Genomic DNA, 19,143 nt, shown 5'->3' on the forward strand with positions numbered 1-19,143 from the left:
AAAAGGCCGGTGGTATTTCACCGGCCTTTTTGTTTTAACTAACTGGAATGATGAATTGAGGGCAGTGATTTGAGCATCACACATCCGTCTGCAGAACGACCAACGCATGACAGCGTGTGGAGCAAAGGCATCTGGGGCTGGATGTTTTTCGACTGGGCGGCTCAGCCGTTTTTTACCGTCGTAACCACTTTCATTTTCGGCCCTTATTTTATTTCGCGTATGTCGGCTGATCCGGTGGCAGGGCAGGCGGCATGGGGCTATGGCGTGGCTTTTGCCGGTATCGTCATCGCAATCCTGTCTCCGGCACTGGGTTCTATTGCGGATAAAACCGGTGCAAGAAAACCGTGGATCGGTTTCTTTGCAGTCATCAAAATCATCAGCCTGACTTTGCTGTGGTTCGCGGAACCGGGATCAAGCTATGTCTGGGTATTGCTGGCCTTTATCTGCGCTTCCGTTGCCGCAGAGTTTTCTATCGTTTTCAACGATTCCATGATGCCGAGGCTGATTCCAGCCTCGCATATCGGGCGGGTGTCGAATTTTGCATGGGGGCTGGGTTATCTCGCCGGAATGATCGTGCTGATCTTTGTTGTCACCTGTCTGGCAGCCTCGCCGGAAACCGGAAAAACGCTGATCGGCATTGAACCACTCTGGCATCTGGATGCACTGAAAGGTGAGGATGCTCGTATCACAGGGCCGATTGCAGCGCTATGGTATCTGATTTTCATTCTGCCGATGTTTATCTTCACGCCGGATCAGGAAAAGGGCATGGGGCTGAAAGCAGCCATTGGCGAAGGTCTGGCAGAGCTGAAAGAAACGCTGCATGAAGTGCGCAAAAAGGCGGCTCTGTTCCGTTTTCTGATCGCGCGGATGATCTATCAGGACGGTGTAAATGCATTGCTGGCGCTGGGCGGCGGTTTTGCTGCGGCCATGTTCGGCTGGTCGATCACTGAGATTGGTTTGTTTGGTATCATCCTTAATGTCGTGGCGATTTTCGGTTGCTGGTTTGCCAGCTATGTTGATAGTTGGTTCGGCTCCAAATGGGTGGTTGTTGTCTCATTGGTGCTGTTGCTGATCGCCACATTGGGTATTGTGTCCACGGGGCCGGATTATACGCTTTATGGTCTGGTGCATTTCCCGCCGGACAGTAATACGGGGCTGTTTTCTTCCGGCGGGGAGAAAGCTTATCTGGCTTTCGGTATGCTGATTGGCATCGCTTTCGGGCCGGTGCAGGCGTCTTCCCGTTCGTGGTTTGCCCGCAGTGTCGAGCCGCATGAAGCAGGGCGCTATTTCGGTATTTATGCGCTGGCGGGCAGGGCAACCAGTTTTCTGGCACCGTTTCTGGTGGCGAGCATGACAGCAGCCAGTGGCTCACCGCGCCTTGGCATTGCAGTGCTGGTACTGTTCTTCGTGGCTGGTTTATATCTGGCGGTCAGAACGCCTTATCCGGCAAAATCAGAATAATAAAAAAGGCGGCTGAAAAGCCGCCTTTTTTATTTGAGTATGCCTGTTAGTGGCGGAAGTGGCGCATGCCGGTAAAGACCATGGCAATGCCTGCTGCATCAGCCGCTGCAATCACTTCATCATCACGCATAGAACCACCCGGCTGGATAACCGCTGTGGCACCGGCTTCAATCGCCGAGATCAGACCATCAGCAAACGGGAAGAACGCATCAGAGGCTACAACTGAGCCTTTGGTCAGTGGTTCACCCCCAATACCCCCATTGGCGGCAACGGCTGCTGCATCTTCTGCCTTGCGTGCTGCAATACGGGAAGAGTCGATGCGGCTCATCTGGCCTGCGCCAACGCCAACAGTTGCGCCGTCTTTAACATAGACAATCGCATTGGACTTGACGTGTTTGGCAACACGGAAGGCAAATTTCAGGTCAATCATTTCCTGTTCGGTTGGCGCGCGTTTGGTCACGACTTTAAGGTCGAGATCATCAACATTGCCATTGTCACGGTTCTGGATCAGCAGGCCACCAGCAACGGTTTTAGCGGCAATGCCCGGTGCGCGGACATCCGGCAGACCGCCGGTAACGAGCAAACGCAGGTTTTTCTTGGCGGCAACTATGGCCTGTGCTTCCGGTGTCGCGTCCGGTGCGATAATCACTTCAGTGAAAATCTTGACGATTTCCTCAGCAGCTTCCGCATCCAGTGTACGGTTGAGAGCGACAATACCACCGAAGGCTGAAACTGTATCGCAGGCATAGGCCTTGAGATAAGCCTCTTTCAGCGATGTGCCTTCAGCTACACCGCATGGATTGGCGTGTTTGATGATGGCAACGGCTGCGACCTTCGCCGGATCAAATTCTGCTACTAGCTCATATGCTGCATCGGTGTCATTGATATTGTTGTAGGAAAGCTGCTTGCCCTGAAGCTGGGTGGCAGTGGCCACACCGGCGCGGGTTTCACCGGTCAGATAGAAGCCTGCCTGCTGGTGCGGGTTTTCACCATAGCGCATTACGGAATGCAGTTTACCGGCGAGTGCACGGTGCAGTGGTGCTTCTTCTTTTGTGGTTTCAGCAAACCAGCCGGAAATTGCGGCATCATAAGCAGCGGTACGGGCAAAGGCTTTACCGGCCATGCGCTGACGGAAGGCATAAGGCAGGGAACCATTGCCGGTTTCCAGCTCAGCAACAACGCTGTCATAATCGTTTGGATCGGTGACAATGGTCACATAAGCATGGTTTTTGGCCGAAGCGCGGATCATCGCAGGGCCGCCGATATCGATATTCTCAACGGTGGTGTCGTAATCACTGCCCTGATAGCGCACTTCTTCAAACGGATAGAGATTGATTACTACCAGATCGATGCCGGTAATATTGTGGGCTTCCATCGCCGCAACATGTTCCGGATCATTACGCACAGCGAGCAGACCGCCGTGAACGCCCGGGTGCAATGTCTTGACGCGGCCATCCATGATCTCAGGGAAATTGGTAATTTCCGAAACGTCGCGCACCGGAATACCGGCTGCTGCGATGGATTTGGCGGTACCGCCGGTGGACAGAAGCTCAACGCCCTTTGCGTGCAAAGCGCGGGCAAAGTCTACCAGACCGGTTTTATCCGATACGGAAAGCAGTGCGCGGCGCACAGGGAAAAGATCAGGAGCGGGAATATGTTTGGAGCTGACAGCCATGACGGTCTCTTTGTGCTTTATGTCGGGACAATGCGTCTGGACGGATCTGATTACCCGTCACATACATCAATCCGGTAAAGTGGGACAAAGGCGGCGTATCACAGGCGCGCGAGGAATCCTAGATTTTTATGACATTCATACATACTGACCGAGACCGGTGCGGGTAAAGCGCCAGCTGACATGGTCACTCTCTGTCGCAGAGAAGGTCAGCACGATCTGGCGCGAGCGCACAGGGCCACGGAAACCGGCGAAGAAGATGGAATCTTCAAGCTGCGGCATGACATCGGCACAGGAAAATGCCCAGCTGTCATCGTGATCGGCGGTCAGATGCACCACACCGTCTTCATCCATGCGGATATAGACCTGCGGATGAATATGAAAGCGCACTGTCACCAGATCGGATTGCTGTTTGTTTTTACCACTGCGCGTGGTTTTCAGATGCGACTTGATAAAGCGGTCAACACCTTCAATCAGACTGCCATTATGAGACAGCACAACCTGCCGCTCATGGGTATAGCCGAACAGTCGCACATAACCGTCATGACTGGCAACAAAACCCTGTTCGCCCATGCCTTCCAGCCGTTGACGTCTGACGCTGGTCGGGCCTGCAATAATCGGCGTGCCTAGAACGCTGGAAATGCTGGAATTGAGGCTGAAACGGCACGAAGACGTGTCGTTGATCGTCGCCGTGGAATGGGCCGCTGTGGTGCGGCCAAGCGGCCGGAATTCCGGCGGGCCGTAACGGTCGATACCGGAATTGACAATATAGCGTTGACGGCCGGAGGACATTTCAAATGCCAGACAACCGGCATGGGCATCGCGTGATGCGGTGACCGGTGGCGGCAACCCTGTATCCGCAATGATTGTGGTCGAGCCCATATGTAAGCGCTCATAGCCGGAATGCGGCGCATGAGTGAGCGGCGCGCCATCCGTTTCATCATGGCGCAACACGGAAATCAGACGCTCCGGCAAGGTAGGCCCCACGCCATTGAACAATGCCAGACTGCCATCCTGATGACGGAAGAAACGCAAGGCTGGCAACATCCGCTCAACGGTTTCAATCAGAGCTTTGGGCGGCGATTCATTGCCGTTGCTATAGGTCTGGCGCAGTGGCAGCAGATCGGCCAGCAATTCCAGAATGGCGGCAGGATTGCGCGAAATATGGCCGCCATCGGCCAGTATCTGCCGGTTCAGCTCATATTCAAGATGGCGGCGTGCCGAACGCGCCATGGATTGCGAGACCGGCAGTGCAAGACTGGCAAAAGCCAGTGCAATACGTGCGCGTAATTTGTCTTCACCATCATCCATCACACCGGTCATGGTGCGCAAATAGCGTACTTGCATCGCCAGCGAGCGCATGAATTTGCGATAGGTGGCGAGATCGGAGGTGGCAAGGATGATGTTGGAATGCTGGAGCCAGGCGATAATACGCTGCGCGGTAATTTCCGGCGACCAGGCAATGCCTTCAATGCGCTTGCCATGCATACGGATCCAGTCTTCGACCAGAGCGCGGGCATTGACCATAGCCAGTTCGGTTCCGGCAGCACGCATATTGCGAAGCCAGCCAAAGGAATGCAGCGAGGCTTCCCATGCATCCGTTGGTGGTTCAATGGCAAAAGGGGAGATGCCGCCGGTTTCCACCAGACGACCGGCCAGCGCATAGCGGCCGTGATAAAATTCCTGTGCCAGCTGTGGATCGGCAACGCGCAAATCCGGCGGGGCAATCAGCACCCGTTCCGGTGTAAAGCCGGAAAAGCGCCAGCGAAACATCGGCCCGCGCCGCACACGTCTGCTGAAACGTCGCCAGCCTTGGGCAACGGCCAGTGTCCACAGATGCGGGGTTTCGCTCAGCGCGACATTCACGGCAGGGTACTCCTTAGAGCATGTCGCGCTCAAATGAATGCATTTGAGCTACCGCGAACATGCGACAATTAACAGAATCTAGAGCGAACGCAGTGGCTACGATTAAACGCGACACGCTCTAGAGCATGTCGCATGGATAAATCCGGTGGCGATATGCTTCGTTATTCATGCGCTATGATCTATCATTCCACGGCAATAGTGAACTCTTTGTTAACCAAGAGCTGCGGAATGATGTGGATCGGCATGTTTTTTTAAGAAACAGATAAGTTATTGGTTGGTTTTCAGGCCGGACGACGGAAGCGTGCAGCAAAGAAACCGTCAAGACCGGCCATTTTTGGCTCATCATGAGGCAAATCAGCAGGCGTTGAACGCAGGAAGCCCTGATCTGTAATCAGCGGTTCCATGCCCTTCAGTTCTTGCACCTTGAATGGTTCGGATTTCAGCACGCCTTCTGCAAGAATAGCCTGCGCCATATCTTCACCTTCCTCGCGGTTAAGCGAGCAATTGGAGAAGACAATAATGCCGTCCGGTTTGACCAGAGAAATGGCATGACGAAGAAGTTTGGCCTGTACCTGTGCCAGCCGGACAATATCATCCGGTGTTTTTGTCCAGAGTACATCCGGATGGCGGCGCACTGTGCCGGTGGATGAGCAAGGCGCATCCAGCAGAATGGCGTCAAACAACTCGTCCGTTTGATAATCGAGAATATTGGTCGCGATCAGCTCTGCGTCCAGTTGCAGACGGTCGAGATTGCTTTTGAGACGCTTGAGGCGGTTCTTATTGATATCGAATGCGGTGACATGGGCACCGGCCATAATCAGCTGGGCAGTTTTGCCGCCGGGTGCGGCGCAGAGGTCAGCCACGCGTTTGCCTTTGATATCACCGAGCAATGTGGCAGGCAGGCTTGCTGCCGCATCCTGCACCCACCATTCGCCTTCCGCAAAACCTTCCAGCGAGGTGAGGGCACCTTCAAAAGAACCAAGACGTACAGAACCGTTTGGCAGCAGCGTGCCGCCGAGTTTTTCTGCCCATTCGGCCGGATTGTTTTTAACCGTCAGATCAATGGATGGTTCATAGGCCTGCATCGCCAGAATGGCTTCGGCCTGTTTCTTGCCATAGGTTTTAGTCAGGCCTTCAATATACCATTCAGGGCCATTCGGAATTTTCAGCTCGATAGCGCGTTCTTTATTGCGGGTGAGGCGGCGCAGCACGGCATTGACGAGGCTGGCATATTTGCGGTTGCGCGGATCAATATTGGCGGAAGTTACAGCCAGATCAACGGCTGCATGATCCGGCACGTCGAGATAGAGGATCTGTGCAGCACCGATATGAAGCAATTGCTGCAAGGCAGTCGCATTGGCAGGCAGCGGACGGTCGAGCAGCTTGCACAAGGCTGTTTCAATGGTGTTGCGATTGCGCAAGGCGGTGCCGAGAATAGCGCGCACAAGCGAACGGTCGCGGTCATCCAGTTCCATATATTGCGGGTGACCGTGATGCGCGTCCGTGAGGCCGTCCAGCGATGTGTTTTTGGCAACCACGGCATTGAGCAGTTTGGCAGCGCATTGGCGCACATTCAGCCCCGGATGCTCTGCTTCAAGCTTTGCGCGATATTCGGCCTCGGACTGACCAAGATTATGATCCTGATTTTGACTCTGCTTATCAAACGGCTTTTTATCTGAGCGAAAGCCGGTGCGTTTTGCGGCAGGGTTTTTATCGTTCAAGACCACGGTCCTTTATAGGGTTTTTCCGGCTCATCATCCGGTGATGAACCACTCTGCGGCGTTTGCCCCCACGGATTATTCCGTGACGGTGTGCTGCGCGGGCGGTTCTGTGATTGGTTATTTGTCGGGCTATATGCACCAGACTGACGGTTCTGAAAACCATTATCTGTATTATCATAGACAGAATTAATGCCCATTTCCTGCGCAATGCCCTCCAGAGCGGCAATACGGTTTGCCGTATCAGGGTGGGTGGAGAACAGATTATCCGCGCCGCGGCCGCTCAAAGGATTGATAATAAACATATGCGCGGTTGCCGGATTATGCTCCGCCTCTTCATTCACAGTTTCATGGGCACCGCGTGCAATCTTGTTCAAAGCCGAGGCCAGCCAGAGCGGGTTGCCGCAGATTTCGGCGCCACGCCGGTCGGCAGCATATTCACGGGTACGGCTAACGGCCATCTGCACAATCATGGCCGCAAACGGTGCAACAATCATCGCGATGATTGTGCCGATCATGCTCAGAGCATTGTTGTTTTCACGATTGCCGCCAAAGAACATAGCGAAATTGCCGAGCATGGAAATCGCACCGGCAAGCGTCGCGGTGATTGTCATGGTCAGCGTGTCGCGGTTTTGCACATGCGCCAGTTCATGTGCCATAACGGCAGCAACTTCCTGCTTGTTCAGGCGCTGCAAAAGGCCGGTTGTGGCAGCAACAGCTGCATTTTCCGGATTACGGCCGGTAGCAAAAGCATTGGGCTGATCTTCGTTGATGACATAGATTCTAGGTGTTGGCAGACCGGCGCGATCCGACAATTCACGGACGATGCGGTAATATTCCGGTGCAGTATTTTCATCCGCCTCCTGCGCATTATACATACGCAGCACCATCTTGTCGGAATTCCAGTAGCTGAAGAAGTTCATGGCAACAGCTATCACCAGAGCAATCATCATGCCGCCTGAGCCGCCGATCAGATAACCGATACTCATAAACATGGCTGTCATGAAGGCAATCAGCATGGCAGTACGCATCATGTTCATTCAGTATCTCCGTTCCGGTTCGTCAATAAGGTCATTTTCATGTGATGATAAAATGGGGCTTGCAGACTATATCTTCAATAAGACACGGGCTATGATAGCACTGTTAAAACTTAATTTGATATATGCTGCAGACGGACAGGACAAAACCCATGGATAATGAAACACCATCAGCGAATAATAATGTGGTTTCATTGGCAGATTATCAGAAATCTGATGCTCCTGCACCGCGCAAAAAGTTTGAAGACCTGCCACCTGCCGCCCAGCGTGCTTTGCTGGAGGCTGAAGAGCGCCGCGCCGCAGAACAGCAGGCAGAAGCGGCAAAAGAAATCGGTGGTCGTGGCGGCAAAGATCCGGCGCGCTATGGTGATTGGGAAATCAAAGGCCGCACGATTGATTTTTAAAGGCGGATTTTTCCTTTTCTATGATTCACGTGAAATGGCGGGGAGGCGGGTATAGTAAATGTCCCATTCATCCTCGCCGGTTTTGTGAAAGCCGTGTTTTTCATAAAATCGTGCAGCATCGCTTCTTTGTAAGACACTGAGCTTTATAATTTTCTTCGCCTGTTCAGCTTCGGTAATCAGTTGCGCTAAAACAAGGCTCCCTAAGCCAATTCCCTGAAATTCCGGCGCTATATAAAAATGCTCCAGAAGCCAGTCGTCTTCGTCAGGCCCCAGCGCAACACATCCGGCGAACTGGTTGCCTATCAAGATTAAGCGTGTGTGCTGCGGGCGGAAGCTGTTTTGAAAACGTTCAAACGCCCGCTGCGGGTCAAAACGGCCGATCCGTTCAAGGCTTTCCCGCATGGTGAGCAGGCGCAGCTCCAATAATCTGCTGAAATCTTCTGAACGTGCGGGGCTGAAGTGAAAATGCATGATCCGGTCTCATTTGGCTGCAAAGCGGTATGATTATTGCCAGAGCATTGCTATCAGGAAAACAGGTATTTCAAATACGGGTTTGACAGATGAAAATTGCGGTTACCGGTGCAGGCGGGTTTATCGGGCGCAGGCTTGTCATGCATCTGCGCGAACAGGCGCATGAAGTGAGGATTATTGCTCGTCATGAGCTGAGTGAACCTGATTTTTCCGGTATAGAATGTGTCATCCATTGTGCAGGCATTGCGCACAGAAGCGGAAGTAATGATGCCGACCCCGCAGAGATGGATGCGGTTAATCACCGGCTGGTTTTGGCATTGGCTGAACAGGCACGCATGGCGGGGGTGAAGCGTTTCATCTTTGTTTCGACAATTAATGTGGTTGCGGGGCATCCGTCACCACTGACAACAGATTTGTCCTATCGTCCGCTGTCTGATTACGGGCATACAAAAGCGCTGGCGGAACAAGGGCTTTTGAAAATGCAGGGCATTGAGATTGGTATTGCACGGCCTGCGCTGGTTTATGGTGCCGGTGCCCCCGGTAATCTGCGCCTGCTATTGAAGCTCTGCGACAGTGCTGTGCCTCTGCCCTTTGGCTGTGCCAATAATCAGCGCAGTTTTGTTTCTTGTAATAATGTGGTGCGGGCACTGGAATTTATGGCTCTGGCCGGTCAGTCACAAATTGACCGCCGGATTTTCCATCTGGCTGATCCGGTTTTGCTATCGACAAAACAGCTTGTCACAAGGTTGCGGCAGGCAATGGGTAAAGCGAACAGAATGGTGCCGGTGCCGCGCCCGCTGATGAAAGCAGGGCTGACATTCTTAGGTAAAAAAGCCATGTATGAGCAGCTTTTTGAAGATCTGATTATTGATGGCAGTGATCTGGAGGCCGCTGGTTTTGCTTATCATGACGGCCAGCCGGATATGACCGCAATGGCCGATGCCTATATAAATAAAAAGGCCGGTTGAACCGGCCTTTTATTCTATTACTTGCGGTTCTGACGCTTTTCGATCAGATCATCCACCACTGCCGGATCGGCCAGAGTTGATGTATCGCCGAGTGCACCAAAATCATCTTCCGCAATTTTACGTAAGATTCGGCGCATGATCTTGCCCGAACGGGTCTTTGGCAGACCCGGTGCAAACTGGATCATATCCGGTGTTGCAATCGGTCCGATTTCACTGCGCACATGCTTGGTCAGTTCTTTGCGCAATGCATCTTCATCATGCTCTGCTTCGCCGGTCATCAGCGTGACATAGCAATAGATGCCCTGACCCTTGATCGGATGCGGATAGCCGACAACAGCGGCTTCCGATACCGAGTGATGCGAAACCAGAGCCGACTCGATTTCCGCAGTACCGAGGCGGTGTCCGGAAATATTCAGCACGTCATCGACGCGGCCGGTAATCCAGTAATAGCCGTCTTCATCACGGCGGCAGCCGTCACCGGTGAAATATTTGCCCTTATAGGTGGTGAAATAAGCCTCAATGAAGCGGCGGTGATCACCATAAAGGGTACGCATCTGACCCGGCCATGAATCGGTGATGCAGAGATTGCCGTCGGCAGCACCTTCGATCACAGCACCTTCCGCGTCCACCAGCTGTGGCTTGATGCCGAAGAACGGACGGGTTGCCGAGCCCGGTTTCAGATCGGTTGCACCCGGCAGCGGGGTAATCAGAATGCCGCCGGTTTCGGTCTGCCACCATGTATCAACAATCGGGCAGGTCTGATCGCCGACCACATTATAATACCATTCCCATGCTTCCGGATTGATCGGTTCACCGACCGAGCCGAGCAGGCGCAGGGATTTACGGGAATTGCGGGTTACGAATTCATCACCGGCACCCATCAGAGCGCGGATTGCTGTTGGTGCGGTATAGAAAATATTGACCTGATGCTTGTCGACCACTTCCCAGAAACGTCCCTGATCCGGGAAGTTCGGCACGCCTTCAAACATCAGCGTGGTTGCGCCATTGGCGAGCGGACCGTAGACAATATAGGAGTGACCGGTGACCCAGCCCACATCCGCTGTACACCAGTAAATATCGCCTTCATGATAATCGAAGACATATTCATGGGTCATCGAAGCATAAACGAGGTAGCCGCCGGTGGTGTGCAGCACGCCTTTTGGCTTGCCGGTGGAGCCGGATGTATAAAGGATGAAGAGCGGGTCTTCGGCTTTCATCGGCTCCGGTTCGCAAACTGCATCGACGCTGGCAACTTCCTGATGATACCAGAGATCACGGCCGCGACCCCAGTTGATCTTGCCGCCGGTACGGCGAACAACCAAGACCTTGTTTACAAAAACATATTGCTTGGCGGCGATATCAATGGCGGTATCGGTATTTTCTTTCAGCGGAATAGGTTTGCCGCCGCGAATACCCTCATCCGATGTGATCACGAATGTGGATTCACAGTCAATTATACGGCCTGCCAGCGCTTCCGGCGAGAAACCTGCAAAGACGATCGAATGCACAGCACCGATACGCGCGCAGGCCAGCATCGCATAGGCTGCTTCCGGAATCATCGGCAGATAGATAGTAACGCGATCGCCTTTGCGCACGCCGTGCTTTTTCATCACATTGGCAAGGCGGCAGACATTTTCATGCAACTCGCGATAGGTGATTTTCTTGTCGATATAAGGGTTGTCGCCTTCCCAGATAATCGCGGTCTGATCTCCGCGCTTTTCCAAGTGACGGTCAATACAGTTATAAGAGACATTGGTGACGCCGTCTTCATACCAGCGGATAGAGACGTTATCTTCGAAAGACGTATCTTTCACCTTGGTATAAGGTGTGAACCAGTCAATACGTTTGCCGTGTTTGCCCCAGAATGCGTCAGGGTCGCTGATGCTTTCATTGTACCATGAAAGATAGGTGTCATTGTCGATCAGCGCGCGCGCTTTCGCCTCCGGCAAAATCGGATATTTCTTCTCGGACATAGTTCCTCCTCGCGCCGGCGGCCCTCCTTGCCGGCACATTGCATAAAAAACCGCACCATTGTTAATGCGTGCGGTTCGCATCGTAAATCAGGCAAAAAGTCTGATCTGCTCCCGTATTGGTGTCGGGGTGCCCCATAGCGTTCCCTCATAGGGTTCAATGACGGCGTAATCCCTCCGGCACAATTGTCGGAATTGCGCCGGAGTTTATAATTGTTACAGGGTGAAGCAAGACAATTATTTGCGACAAGTTGTTGTACTGTAAGATTACAGTGAAAAACTGCACAGCCTGGAAAGAAGATTTGGTCAGGCCTTTGTTAAAGGCGGACGGCTGCCGAAAATTGCTGAGCCGACACGCACATAAGTCGCGCCGAAAGCAATGGCGGTCTCAAAATCACCTGACATACCCATCGATAATTCAGAAACGCCTGCTTCAGCCGCCAGCTTGCGTAGCAGGGCAAAATGCGGGCCCGGATTTTCATCAACCGGCGGAATGCACATCAGACCGGCAATCTTCAACCCGTGCACATCGCGGCAACGAGCAACAAAGGCAACAGCTTCACGCGGATCAATACCCGCTTTTTGCTCTTCACTGCCGGTATTAACCTGAACGAATAATTTGACGGCGCGGTTCTGTTTCTTGATTTCTCCGGCAAGGCTTGCCGCGATTTTTTCGCGATCAACGGTCTGGATCACGTCGAACAAGGCTACAGCGTCTGCCGCTTTGTTGGATTGCAGCGGACCTATCAGATGCAGCTCGACACCTGAAAATTTCTCACGCAGTAGCGGCCATTTGGCTTCTGCTTCCTGAACACGGTTTTCACCGAAAATACGTTGTCCCGCTTCCAGTGCAGGTGTGATTTCTGCAGCATCAAAGGTCTTGGAAACCGCAACCAACTGCACCGAACCTGCTGTCCGCTGCGCTTCATGTTCACTTTGCGCAATGGCCGTGCAAACTGCTTTGAGATTGTCAGCAAGGGGGCTGGCGAGTGCATTCATGGTATAAATCTCCTTTTTCTGCCGCTTCACTATGGGAGAAGGTTGACGCTTTGGCCAATCCATGATGAAGGTCGCACTACATATTCCATTCTCTTTGCATGAGTAAATACAGCCATGGTAACTGAACGGGCAACCGAACGATATAATCCGCGCGTAAGCGAAGCCCATTGGCAGAAGATCTGGGAAGAAAACAAGATCTTCGAAACGTCCAATGATGATCCACGCGAAAAATATTACGTGCTGGAAATGTTTCCTTATCCGTCCGGCCGCATTCACATCGGCCATGTGCGCAATTACGCAATGGGCGACGTGATTGCCCGCTATAAGCGCGCACGCGGTTTTAATGTTCTCCATCCGATGGGATGGGACGCCTTCGGTATGCCAGCAGAAAATGCGGCGATGCAGAACAAGGTTCATCCGAAAGAATGGACCTATCAGAATATCGCCACCATGAAACGTCAGCTCAAAACCATGGGTCTGTCGCTGGACTGGTCGCGTGAGTTTGCGACCTGTGACGTGGATTATTACCACCGTCAGCAGATGCTGTTCCTTGATATGTTTGAAAAAGGTCTGGTGACCCGTAAAACATCCAAGGTCAACTGGGATCCGGTCGATAATACTGTTCTGGCCAATGAGCAGGTTGTTGACGGCCGTGGCTGGCGCTCCGGTGCGCTGGTTGAACAGCGTGAACTGACCCAGTGGTTCTTCAAGATCACCGATTTCAGCGAAGAGCTGCTCGCCGGTCTGGATACGCTTGACCAGTGGCCGGACAAAGTACGTCTGATGCAGAAGAACTGGATCGGCAAGTCGGAAGGCCTGCAGCTGCGTTTTGCGCTTGCTGAACGCGAAGGCGATATTGAGGTTTATACAACCCGTCCGGATACGCTGTTCGGTGCGTCTTTTGTGGCGATTGCTGCCGATCATCCGCTGGCAAAACAGCTCGCTGAAACTAACGAAGGTCTGGCTGCTTTTGCTGCTGAATGCCGTCAGCATGGCACATCTGTTGCGACACTCGAAACCATTGAGAAAAAAGGTTTCGACACTGGTTTGCGCGTTCAGCATCCGTTTGATCCTTCATGGACATTGCCGGTCTATGTCGCCAATTTCGTGCTGATGGAATATGGTACAGGCGCGGTCTTCGGTTGCCCTGCGCACGATCAGCGCGATCTGGATTTCGCCAATAAATATAAGCTGACCGTCACACCGGTTGTTCTGCCTGCCGGTGCAGATGCTGCAAGCTTCACAATCACCGATACGGCCTATAGCGACGAAGGTACGCTGATTAATTCGCGTTTCCTCGACGGCATGACACCGGAAGCTGCGTTTAATGAAGTGGCAGATCGTCTGGAAAAGACAGATCTCTATGGCAAGCCGCAGGCGTTCCGCAAAACACAATATCGTCTGCGTGACTGGGGTATTTCCCGTCAGCGTTATTGGGGCTGCCCGATTCCGATGATTCATTGCGAATCCTGCGGAACCGTGCCTGTGCCGCGCAATGATCTGCCGGTGCAGCTGCCGGATGATGTTACTTTTGACCGTCCGGGCAATCCGCTGGATCGTCATGACAGCTGGCGCCATATCAACTGCCCGAAATGCGGTAGCAAAGCCCGCCGTGAAACCGATACGATGGATACATTTGTTGATTCATCCTGGTATTTTGCGCGCTTCACTGCTCCTTGGGAAAATGAACCGACTGACCGCAAGGCTGCTGATGAATGGCTGCCGGTTGATCAATATATCGGCGGTGTGGAACATGCGATCCTGCATCTGCTCTATTCGCGCTTCTTCACCCGCGCCATGAAAGTGGCCGGTCATCTGGAAGTGGAAGAGCCGTTCAAAGGTCTGTTCACACAGGGTATGGTGGTTCACGAAACCTATAAGCATAATGGTCAGTGGGTGTCGCCGCTGGAAATCCGTATCGAAGACAAAAACGGTGTTCGTTCGGCAACCATGCTGGATTCCGGTGAAACGGTAGAAATCGGCTCGATTGAAAAAATGTCGAAGTCGAAGAAAAACGTTGTCGATCCGGATGATATTATTTCATCTTATGGTGCGGATACCGCGCGCTGGTTCACTCTGTCGGATAGTCCGCCGGAGCGCGACATTGTGTGGACAGAAGCCGGTGCGGAAGGTGCGCATCGCTTTGTGCAACGCGTCTGGCGTCTGATTTCTGAAGCCGGTGAAAACCTGCAAGGTGTTGCTCCGAAAGCTGCCTATGAAGGTGATGCCGCACAGATTTCCAAGGCCGCCCATAAGACTGTGAAAGCCGTTGGCGACGATATTGAGAAAATCGTTTTCAACCGTGCGATTGCCCGTCTTTATGAGCTGCTGAATGTGCTGAGCACACCTTTGCAGGCTGTTGCTGCCGGTAAAGCCGATGATGTGACCAAAGCTGCCACCCGTGAAGCGACAGATATGTTCATCAGCATGATTGCACCGATGATGCCGCATCTGGCTGAACAGTGTAATGCGGTTCTGGGCGCGACAGATCTGGTTGCTACCCGTGGCTGGCCGGTGATTGATGAAGCATTGCTCGTTGAAAATGACATTACGCTGCCGGTACAGATTAACGGTAAGAAGCGTGGTGACATTACAATTGCGCGTGATGCGGATCAGGCAACAGTGCAAGCAGCGGTTTTGGCTCTTGACTTTGTTCAGGCTGCGTTGAACGGTAGTCAGCCTAAAAAGCTCGTTGTTGTACCGCAGAGGATTGTGAATGTCGTTGTCTGATCATCACACTAAAGACAAATCTCCGATCCGCAAAAAGCGGCTGGCAGTGCTGACAGGTCTCGTCCTGTCAGCGTTTGTTGCCGGTTGTACGGTGCAGCCGCTTTATTCATCAAGTGGCAGTGCCGGTGTCGGCGGTGTGCCTTCCAGTGTTAAAACCAAACTGGCAACCATCAAAGTGGATGATGTGGATTCCATTCCGGCGCAGGCGGTGCGTAACCGCCTGATCTTCGGGTTGTCCGGCGGAGCAGGGGAACCGTCACAGCCGGCCTATCATCTGGCGCTTGGTTTCTCGACAAGCACAGAATCTGCTGTTGAAGTGGATGTTGGTGATTCAACGGAAGGCCGTGCATCTGCCGGTACGGTTCGTATGAGCTCAAATTATGTGCTGCGTGACAGGGATGGCAAGGTTGTAGCCACCGGCCGCCGTCAGGTCAGTTCATCTTATGACCGTCCGCGTCAGGAATTTGCGAACCTGCGTGCCCATCGTGATGCCCAGCAGCGTGCAGCCGAAGAGCTGGCGCAGTATCTTGTATTATCATTAGCTCAGGATATGCAGAAACTCCCATAGCACCTGTTCCAAAACCGCCAGACTGGGCTGCAAATGGCAATTTCCTGCGCTCCGGTACTCATGTACCTCAAAGTACATTCCGTTCCGGTGCTCAAAAATCACCATTTTCGCCACAGCCTGACAATTTTTGACCGAGGTTCTATATCCGCGTTTCGTGAATATTAAAAAAGCCCGCTGAAAAGCGGGCTTTTTTATTCATGCGAATATTGCCTGATTAAGCAATCGACTGACCGGTTTTTGCCCAGTCTGCCAAAAATGCTTCCAGACCCTTATCTGTCAGCGGGTGCTTGACGAGGGCTTTCAGTGTGGCAGGCGGTGCAGTGATGACGTCCGCGCCGATCAGTGCAGCTTCCTTAACGTGATTGACGGTACGCACGGAAGCAGCAAGTATCTGAGTTTCAAAACCGTAATTATCATAGATCGTGCGGATTTCACCGATCAGATCCATGCCATTCAGACCGATATCATCAAGACGGCCGATGAAAGGCGAGATATAAGTCGCACCGGCTTTGGCTGCGAGCAGCGCCTGATTGGCCGAGAAGCACAGGGTCAGGTTGGTTTCATGGCCATCAGAGGTCAGAGCCTTACAGGCCTTCAGACCATCCAGCGTTACCGGCAGTTTGATGCAGATATTGTCGGCGATTTTCGCCAGAACAGCTGCTTCTTTCATCATGCCTGCATAGTCAGTTGCGGTGACTTCTGCGGAAACAGGACCTTTAACAATCGAGCAGATTTCCTTGGTCACATCAATGATGTTGCCACCGGATTTCAGGATCAGCGATGGATTGGTGGTAACGCCGTCAACCAGTCCCAGATCGTTGAGTTCACGGATGTCTTTGACATCGGCGGTATCCACAAAGAATTTCATTTCAGCTTATCCTCCGTTATGGGCTTGCTGTACAGACGGTATTATATCCGACAAAGATAGGATTGTTTAACGCATATTTCCATAAACCGAAACTGCCTTTGGTGAATAACAGCGCATCTCATCAAGAATTGAATATAAGCAGTGTTTGCGGTTAAGTGCAGTTGTGAAAAATAGCGGTGAAAACAGCATGCCGGAACTGATCGGGATAATTTTTTGAACGGGAAAACAGAGATTAAGACGCGCCGTGTTGTTCCGGTTCTTGTACCGATGCCAGCGGAACGTCCCTATAGTTATCTGGTTCCTGAGGAAATGGACGTTCAGGCCGGTTCAATTGTGCGCGTGCCACTGGGGCCGCGCGAAGTGGCCGGTATTGTCACCGATGATGCGAGCGATCAGGTCGATCCTAAAAAACTGAAAGCCATCCTGCATGTTTTCGACTGCCCGCCGGTGAGCCGCGATATGCTGCGCTTTATCCGCTGGACTGCGGATTACACACTATCACCGCCCGGTATGGTGGCAAAAATGGTGCTGCGTGCACCGGCCGCTTTCGATCCTGAACCGTTCATTCCGGGCTTGCGCTATATTGGCGGCAAAGCTGAGCGGCTGACAGCAGCGCGTGAAAAAGTGCTGGAGGTTGCCAATAATGGTCTGAGCTGGACAAAATCCGGCCTTGCCCATGCAGCCGGTGTCTCCGGCAGCGTGGTTGAAGGGCTGAAAGCGCAGGGGCTGTTCGAAGAGGTGATGATCCCGCCGCCGCCGGTGGTTGGTGAACCTGATCCGTTTTACGGGCAGGCGGATCTGTCAGAGGATCAGCAGGGCGCAGCACAATGTCTTGTCGAAGCGGTGGAAGAGCAAGCCTATTCAGTATCGCTGCTGCATGGTGTGACCGGTTCCGGTAAGACAGAAGTTTATTTTGAAGCAGTGGCGCGCGCTGTCGAGTTGGGCAAACAGGTTCTGATCTTGCTGCCGGAAATTGCGCTGACCCAGCAGTTTCTCGACCGTTTTGAAAGCCGTTTTGGCACGCGTCCTGCAGAATGGCATTCTGATCTGGCACCACGCCAGCGGGAGCGCGTCTGGCGGCAGATTGCGGAAGGTACGGTCAAAGTCGTGGCCGGAGCGCGCTCGGCTTTGTTTTTGCCTTTTGCTAATCCCGGTCTGATTATTGTCGATGAAGAACATGACCCCGCCTATAAGCAGGAAGACCGCGTGTTTTATAACGCCCGCGATATGGCGGTGGTGCGTGGTTCTATCGGCAAATTCCCTGTTATTTTGGCCTCGGCCACGCCGTCGATTGAAAGTCTGGTCAATGCCAATCAGGGGCGCTATCGCTATGTGCCGTTGCAGGGGCGTTATGCCGATGCGGCTTTGCCGGATCTGAAGCCTATCGATATGCGCCGTTCGCCACCCGTGACAGGACGGTTTTTGTCGCCTGCTCTGACGGAAGCTGTCGGGCAGGTTTTGCAACGTAAAGAACAGGCTTTGCTGTTTCTCAACCGGCGCGGTTATGCGCCGCTGACTTTGTGCCGCGTCTGCGGGCATCGTTTTCAATGTCCGGATTGTTCAAGCTGGCTGGTTGAGCACCGTTTCCGCGGTCAGCTGATGTGCCATCAATGCGGCTATCACGAGAAAAGTCCTGATGCCTGTCCGTCCTGTGGGGCGCTGGATCATCTGGTGGCTTGCGGTCCCGGTGTGGAGCGTATTGCCGAGGAAACTGCTGCAACCTTTCCGGATGCACGGATTATCGTGCTGTCATCCGATATGCTTGGCGGGGTGACACGGCTGCGCATGGAGATGGAGGCGATTGCCAAAGGGGAGGCGGATATTGTGATCGGCACCCAGCTGGTCGCCAAAGGCCACAACTTTCCTTTGATTACGCTAGTCGGTGTGATTGATGCCGATCTCGGTCTGGCCAATGGTGATCCGCGTGCTGCAGAGCGCACATTTCAGCTGCTCAATCAGGTGACAGGTCGTGCAGGTCGTACAGGGCGTAAAAGTGTTGGTCTCATTCAGACCTATCAGCCCGATCATCCGGTATTGAAAGCCATTATCGCCGGTGATGCGCATGCTTTTTATGAACGGGAAATTGAAGAGCGTCAGCGCGGTATGTTGCCGCCTTTCGGGCGGCTGGCGGCGCTGATTATTTCGGCTGACAGCAGAGCAGAAGCGGAGAGCCATGCCCGTGCATTGCGACGTGCTGCGCCGAGAGATAGCGAGATTGAAGTGCTGGGGCCTGCCGAAGCGCCTTTGGCAGTGATTCGCGGGCGGCATCGCTTCCGGTTGCTGGTGCAGGGATCAAAACGTTCTGATCTGCAGTCCTATTTGCGGGCATTGCTGCAGGCAGCGCCAAAAGCGCGCGGTTCCTTACGGGTGCAGGTGGATATTGATCCGCAAAGCTTCCTGTAACTTGCAGA

At 53.1% G+C, this 19,143-nt stretch carries 14 protein-coding genes; 6 read left to right on the forward strand and 8 right to left on the reverse strand.

Features of this window, described 5'->3' with window-relative positions; all coding sequences use genetic code 11:
• The first annotated feature begins 141 nt into the window (after positions 1 to 141).
• Positions 142 to 1,461: an MFS transporter gene (locus BKD14_RS16145; RefSeq protein WP_075657245.1), complete on the forward strand. Its 1,320-nt coding sequence runs from the start codon at positions 142 to 144 to the stop codon at positions 1,459 to 1,461.
• A gap of 46 nt (positions 1,462 to 1,507) precedes the next feature.
• Here the strand turns inward: BKD14_RS16145 and purH are convergent, their stop codons facing one another.
• The 4 genes from purH to htpX form a co-directional block, all read right to left on the reverse strand.
• Entirely contained in the window at positions 1,508 to 3,136 is a 1,629-nt protein-coding gene (gene purH / locus BKD14_RS16150) for a bifunctional phosphoribosylaminoimidazolecarboxamide formyltransferase/IMP cyclohydrolase (RefSeq protein ID WP_075657246.1), read from the reverse strand.
• Positions 3,137 to 3,271: 135 nt separating this feature from the next.
• On the reverse strand, positions 3,272 to 4,999 hold the full coding sequence (locus BKD14_RS16155) for a heparinase II/III family protein (protein WP_022709880.1): 1,728 nt from the start codon (positions 4,997 to 4,999) through the stop codon (positions 3,272 to 3,274).
• A gap of 281 nt (positions 5,000 to 5,280) precedes the next feature.
• On the reverse strand, positions 5,281 to 6,576 hold the full coding sequence (locus BKD14_RS16160) for an RsmB/NOP family class I SAM-dependent RNA methyltransferase (RefSeq protein WP_245293671.1): 1,296 nt from the start codon (positions 6,574 to 6,576) through the stop codon (positions 5,281 to 5,283).
• A gap of 140 nt (positions 6,577 to 6,716) precedes the next feature.
• On the reverse strand, positions 6,717 to 7,757 hold the full coding sequence (gene htpX / locus BKD14_RS16165) for a zinc metalloprotease HtpX (RefSeq protein WP_075657248.1): 1,041 nt from the start codon (positions 7,755 to 7,757) through the stop codon (positions 6,717 to 6,719).
• A gap of 149 nt (positions 7,758 to 7,906) precedes the next feature.
• Between htpX and BKD14_RS16170 the strand changes: the two genes are divergently transcribed.
• Positions 7,907 to 8,158, forward strand: coding sequence for a DUF1674 domain-containing protein (locus BKD14_RS16170; protein ID WP_022709884.1), 252 nt, complete (start codon positions 7,907 to 7,909; stop codon positions 8,156 to 8,158).
• Between the two features lie 18 nt (positions 8,159 to 8,176).
• Here the strand turns inward: BKD14_RS16170 and BKD14_RS16175 are convergent, their stop codons facing one another.
• Entirely contained in the window at positions 8,177 to 8,629 is a 453-nt protein-coding gene (locus tag BKD14_RS16175; protein WP_075657249.1) for a GNAT family N-acetyltransferase, read from the reverse strand.
• Positions 8,630 to 8,718: 89 nt separating this feature from the next.
• Between BKD14_RS16175 and BKD14_RS16180 the strand changes: the two genes are divergently transcribed.
• The gene (locus BKD14_RS16180) at positions 8,719 to 9,597 is read left to right on the forward strand and encodes an NAD-dependent epimerase/dehydratase family protein (protein WP_075657250.1); all 879 of its coding nucleotides are present in this window, start codon (positions 8,719 to 8,721) and stop codon (positions 9,595 to 9,597) included.
• Positions 9,598 to 9,614: 17 nt separating this feature from the next.
• On the opposite strand, the gene acs is transcribed toward BKD14_RS16180, so the two are convergent.
• Positions 9,615 to 11,570 (reverse strand): acetate--CoA ligase, encoded by a 1,956-nt coding sequence (acs, locus tag BKD14_RS16185; RefSeq protein WP_022709886.1) that lies wholly within the window; start codon positions 11,568 to 11,570, stop codon positions 9,615 to 9,617.
• Between the two features lie 303 nt (positions 11,571 to 11,873).
• Entirely contained in the window at positions 11,874 to 12,566 is a 693-nt protein-coding gene (locus BKD14_RS16190; RefSeq protein WP_075657251.1) for a YggS family pyridoxal phosphate-dependent enzyme, read from the reverse strand.
• A gap of 114 nt (positions 12,567 to 12,680) precedes the next feature.
• Between BKD14_RS16190 and leuS the strand changes: the two genes are divergently transcribed.
• Entirely contained in the window at positions 12,681 to 15,296 is a 2,616-nt protein-coding gene (gene leuS, locus BKD14_RS16195) for a leucine--tRNA ligase (RefSeq protein ID WP_075657252.1), read from the forward strand.
• Positions 15,283 to 15,864 (forward strand): LPS assembly lipoprotein LptE, encoded by a 582-nt coding sequence (lptE, locus tag BKD14_RS16200; RefSeq protein ID WP_075657253.1) that lies wholly within the window; start codon positions 15,283 to 15,285, stop codon positions 15,862 to 15,864. The genes leuS and lptE overlap by 14 nt, the downstream gene beginning before the upstream one ends.
• 214 nt (positions 15,865 to 16,078) lie before the next feature.
• Here lptE and fsa read toward each other — a convergent pair whose 3' ends face one another.
• Positions 16,079 to 16,732, reverse strand: a complete 654-nt coding sequence (gene fsa / locus BKD14_RS16205) for a fructose-6-phosphate aldolase (RefSeq protein WP_075657254.1) — start codon at positions 16,730 to 16,732, stop codon at positions 16,079 to 16,081.
• A gap of 213 nt (positions 16,733 to 16,945) precedes the next feature.
• On the opposite strand from fsa, the gene BKD14_RS16210 reads away from it, so the two are divergent.
• A complete protein-coding gene (locus BKD14_RS16210) occupies positions 16,946 to 19,135 on the forward strand; it encodes a primosomal protein N' (RefSeq protein WP_075657255.1) in 2,190 nt (729 codons plus the stop codon).
• The last annotated feature ends 8 nt before the right edge of the window (positions 19,136 to 19,143 follow it).

Origin of the sequence: Pseudochrobactrum sp. B5 (assembly GCF_001939785.1) — a bacterium.
Taxonomy (GTDB): domain Bacteria; phylum Pseudomonadota; class Alphaproteobacteria; order Rhizobiales; family Rhizobiaceae; genus Pseudochrobactrum; species Pseudochrobactrum saccharolyticum.

Excerpts from the sequence above, each read along its gene's own strand:
- BKD14_RS16145 (WP_075657245.1), top strand. The coding sequence starts at position 142 with ATGTTTTTCGACTGGGCGGCTCAGCCGTTTTTTACCGTCGTAACCACT.
- purH (WP_075657246.1), bottom strand. The coding sequence starts at position 3,136 with ATGGCTGTCAGCTCCAAACATATTCCCGCTCCTGATCTTTTCCCTGTG.
- htpX (WP_075657248.1), bottom strand. The coding sequence starts at position 7,757 with ATGAACATGATGCGTACTGCCATGCTGATTGCCTTCATGACAGCCATG.
- BKD14_RS16170 (WP_022709884.1), top strand. The coding sequence starts at position 7,907 with ATGGATAATGAAACACCATCAGCGAATAATAATGTGGTTTCATTGGCA.
- BKD14_RS16175 (WP_075657249.1), bottom strand. The coding sequence starts at position 8,629 with ATGCATTTTCACTTCAGCCCCGCACGTTCAGAAGATTTCAGCAGATTA.
- BKD14_RS16180 (WP_075657250.1), top strand. The coding sequence starts at position 8,719 with ATGAAAATTGCGGTTACCGGTGCAGGCGGGTTTATCGGGCGCAGGCTT.
- acs (WP_022709886.1), bottom strand. The coding sequence starts at position 11,570 with ATGTCCGAGAAGAAATATCCGATTTTGCCGGAGGCGAAAGCGCGCGCG.
- BKD14_RS16190 (WP_075657251.1), bottom strand. The coding sequence starts at position 12,566 with ATGAATGCACTCGCCAGCCCCCTTGCTGACAATCTCAAAGCAGTTTGC.
- leuS (WP_075657252.1), top strand. The coding sequence starts at position 12,681 with ATGGTAACTGAACGGGCAACCGAACGATATAATCCGCGCGTAAGCGAA.
- lptE (WP_075657253.1), top strand. The coding sequence starts at position 15,283 with ATGTCGTTGTCTGATCATCACACTAAAGACAAATCTCCGATCCGCAAA.
- fsa (WP_075657254.1), bottom strand. The coding sequence starts at position 16,732 with ATGAAATTCTTTGTGGATACCGCCGATGTCAAAGACATCCGTGAACTC.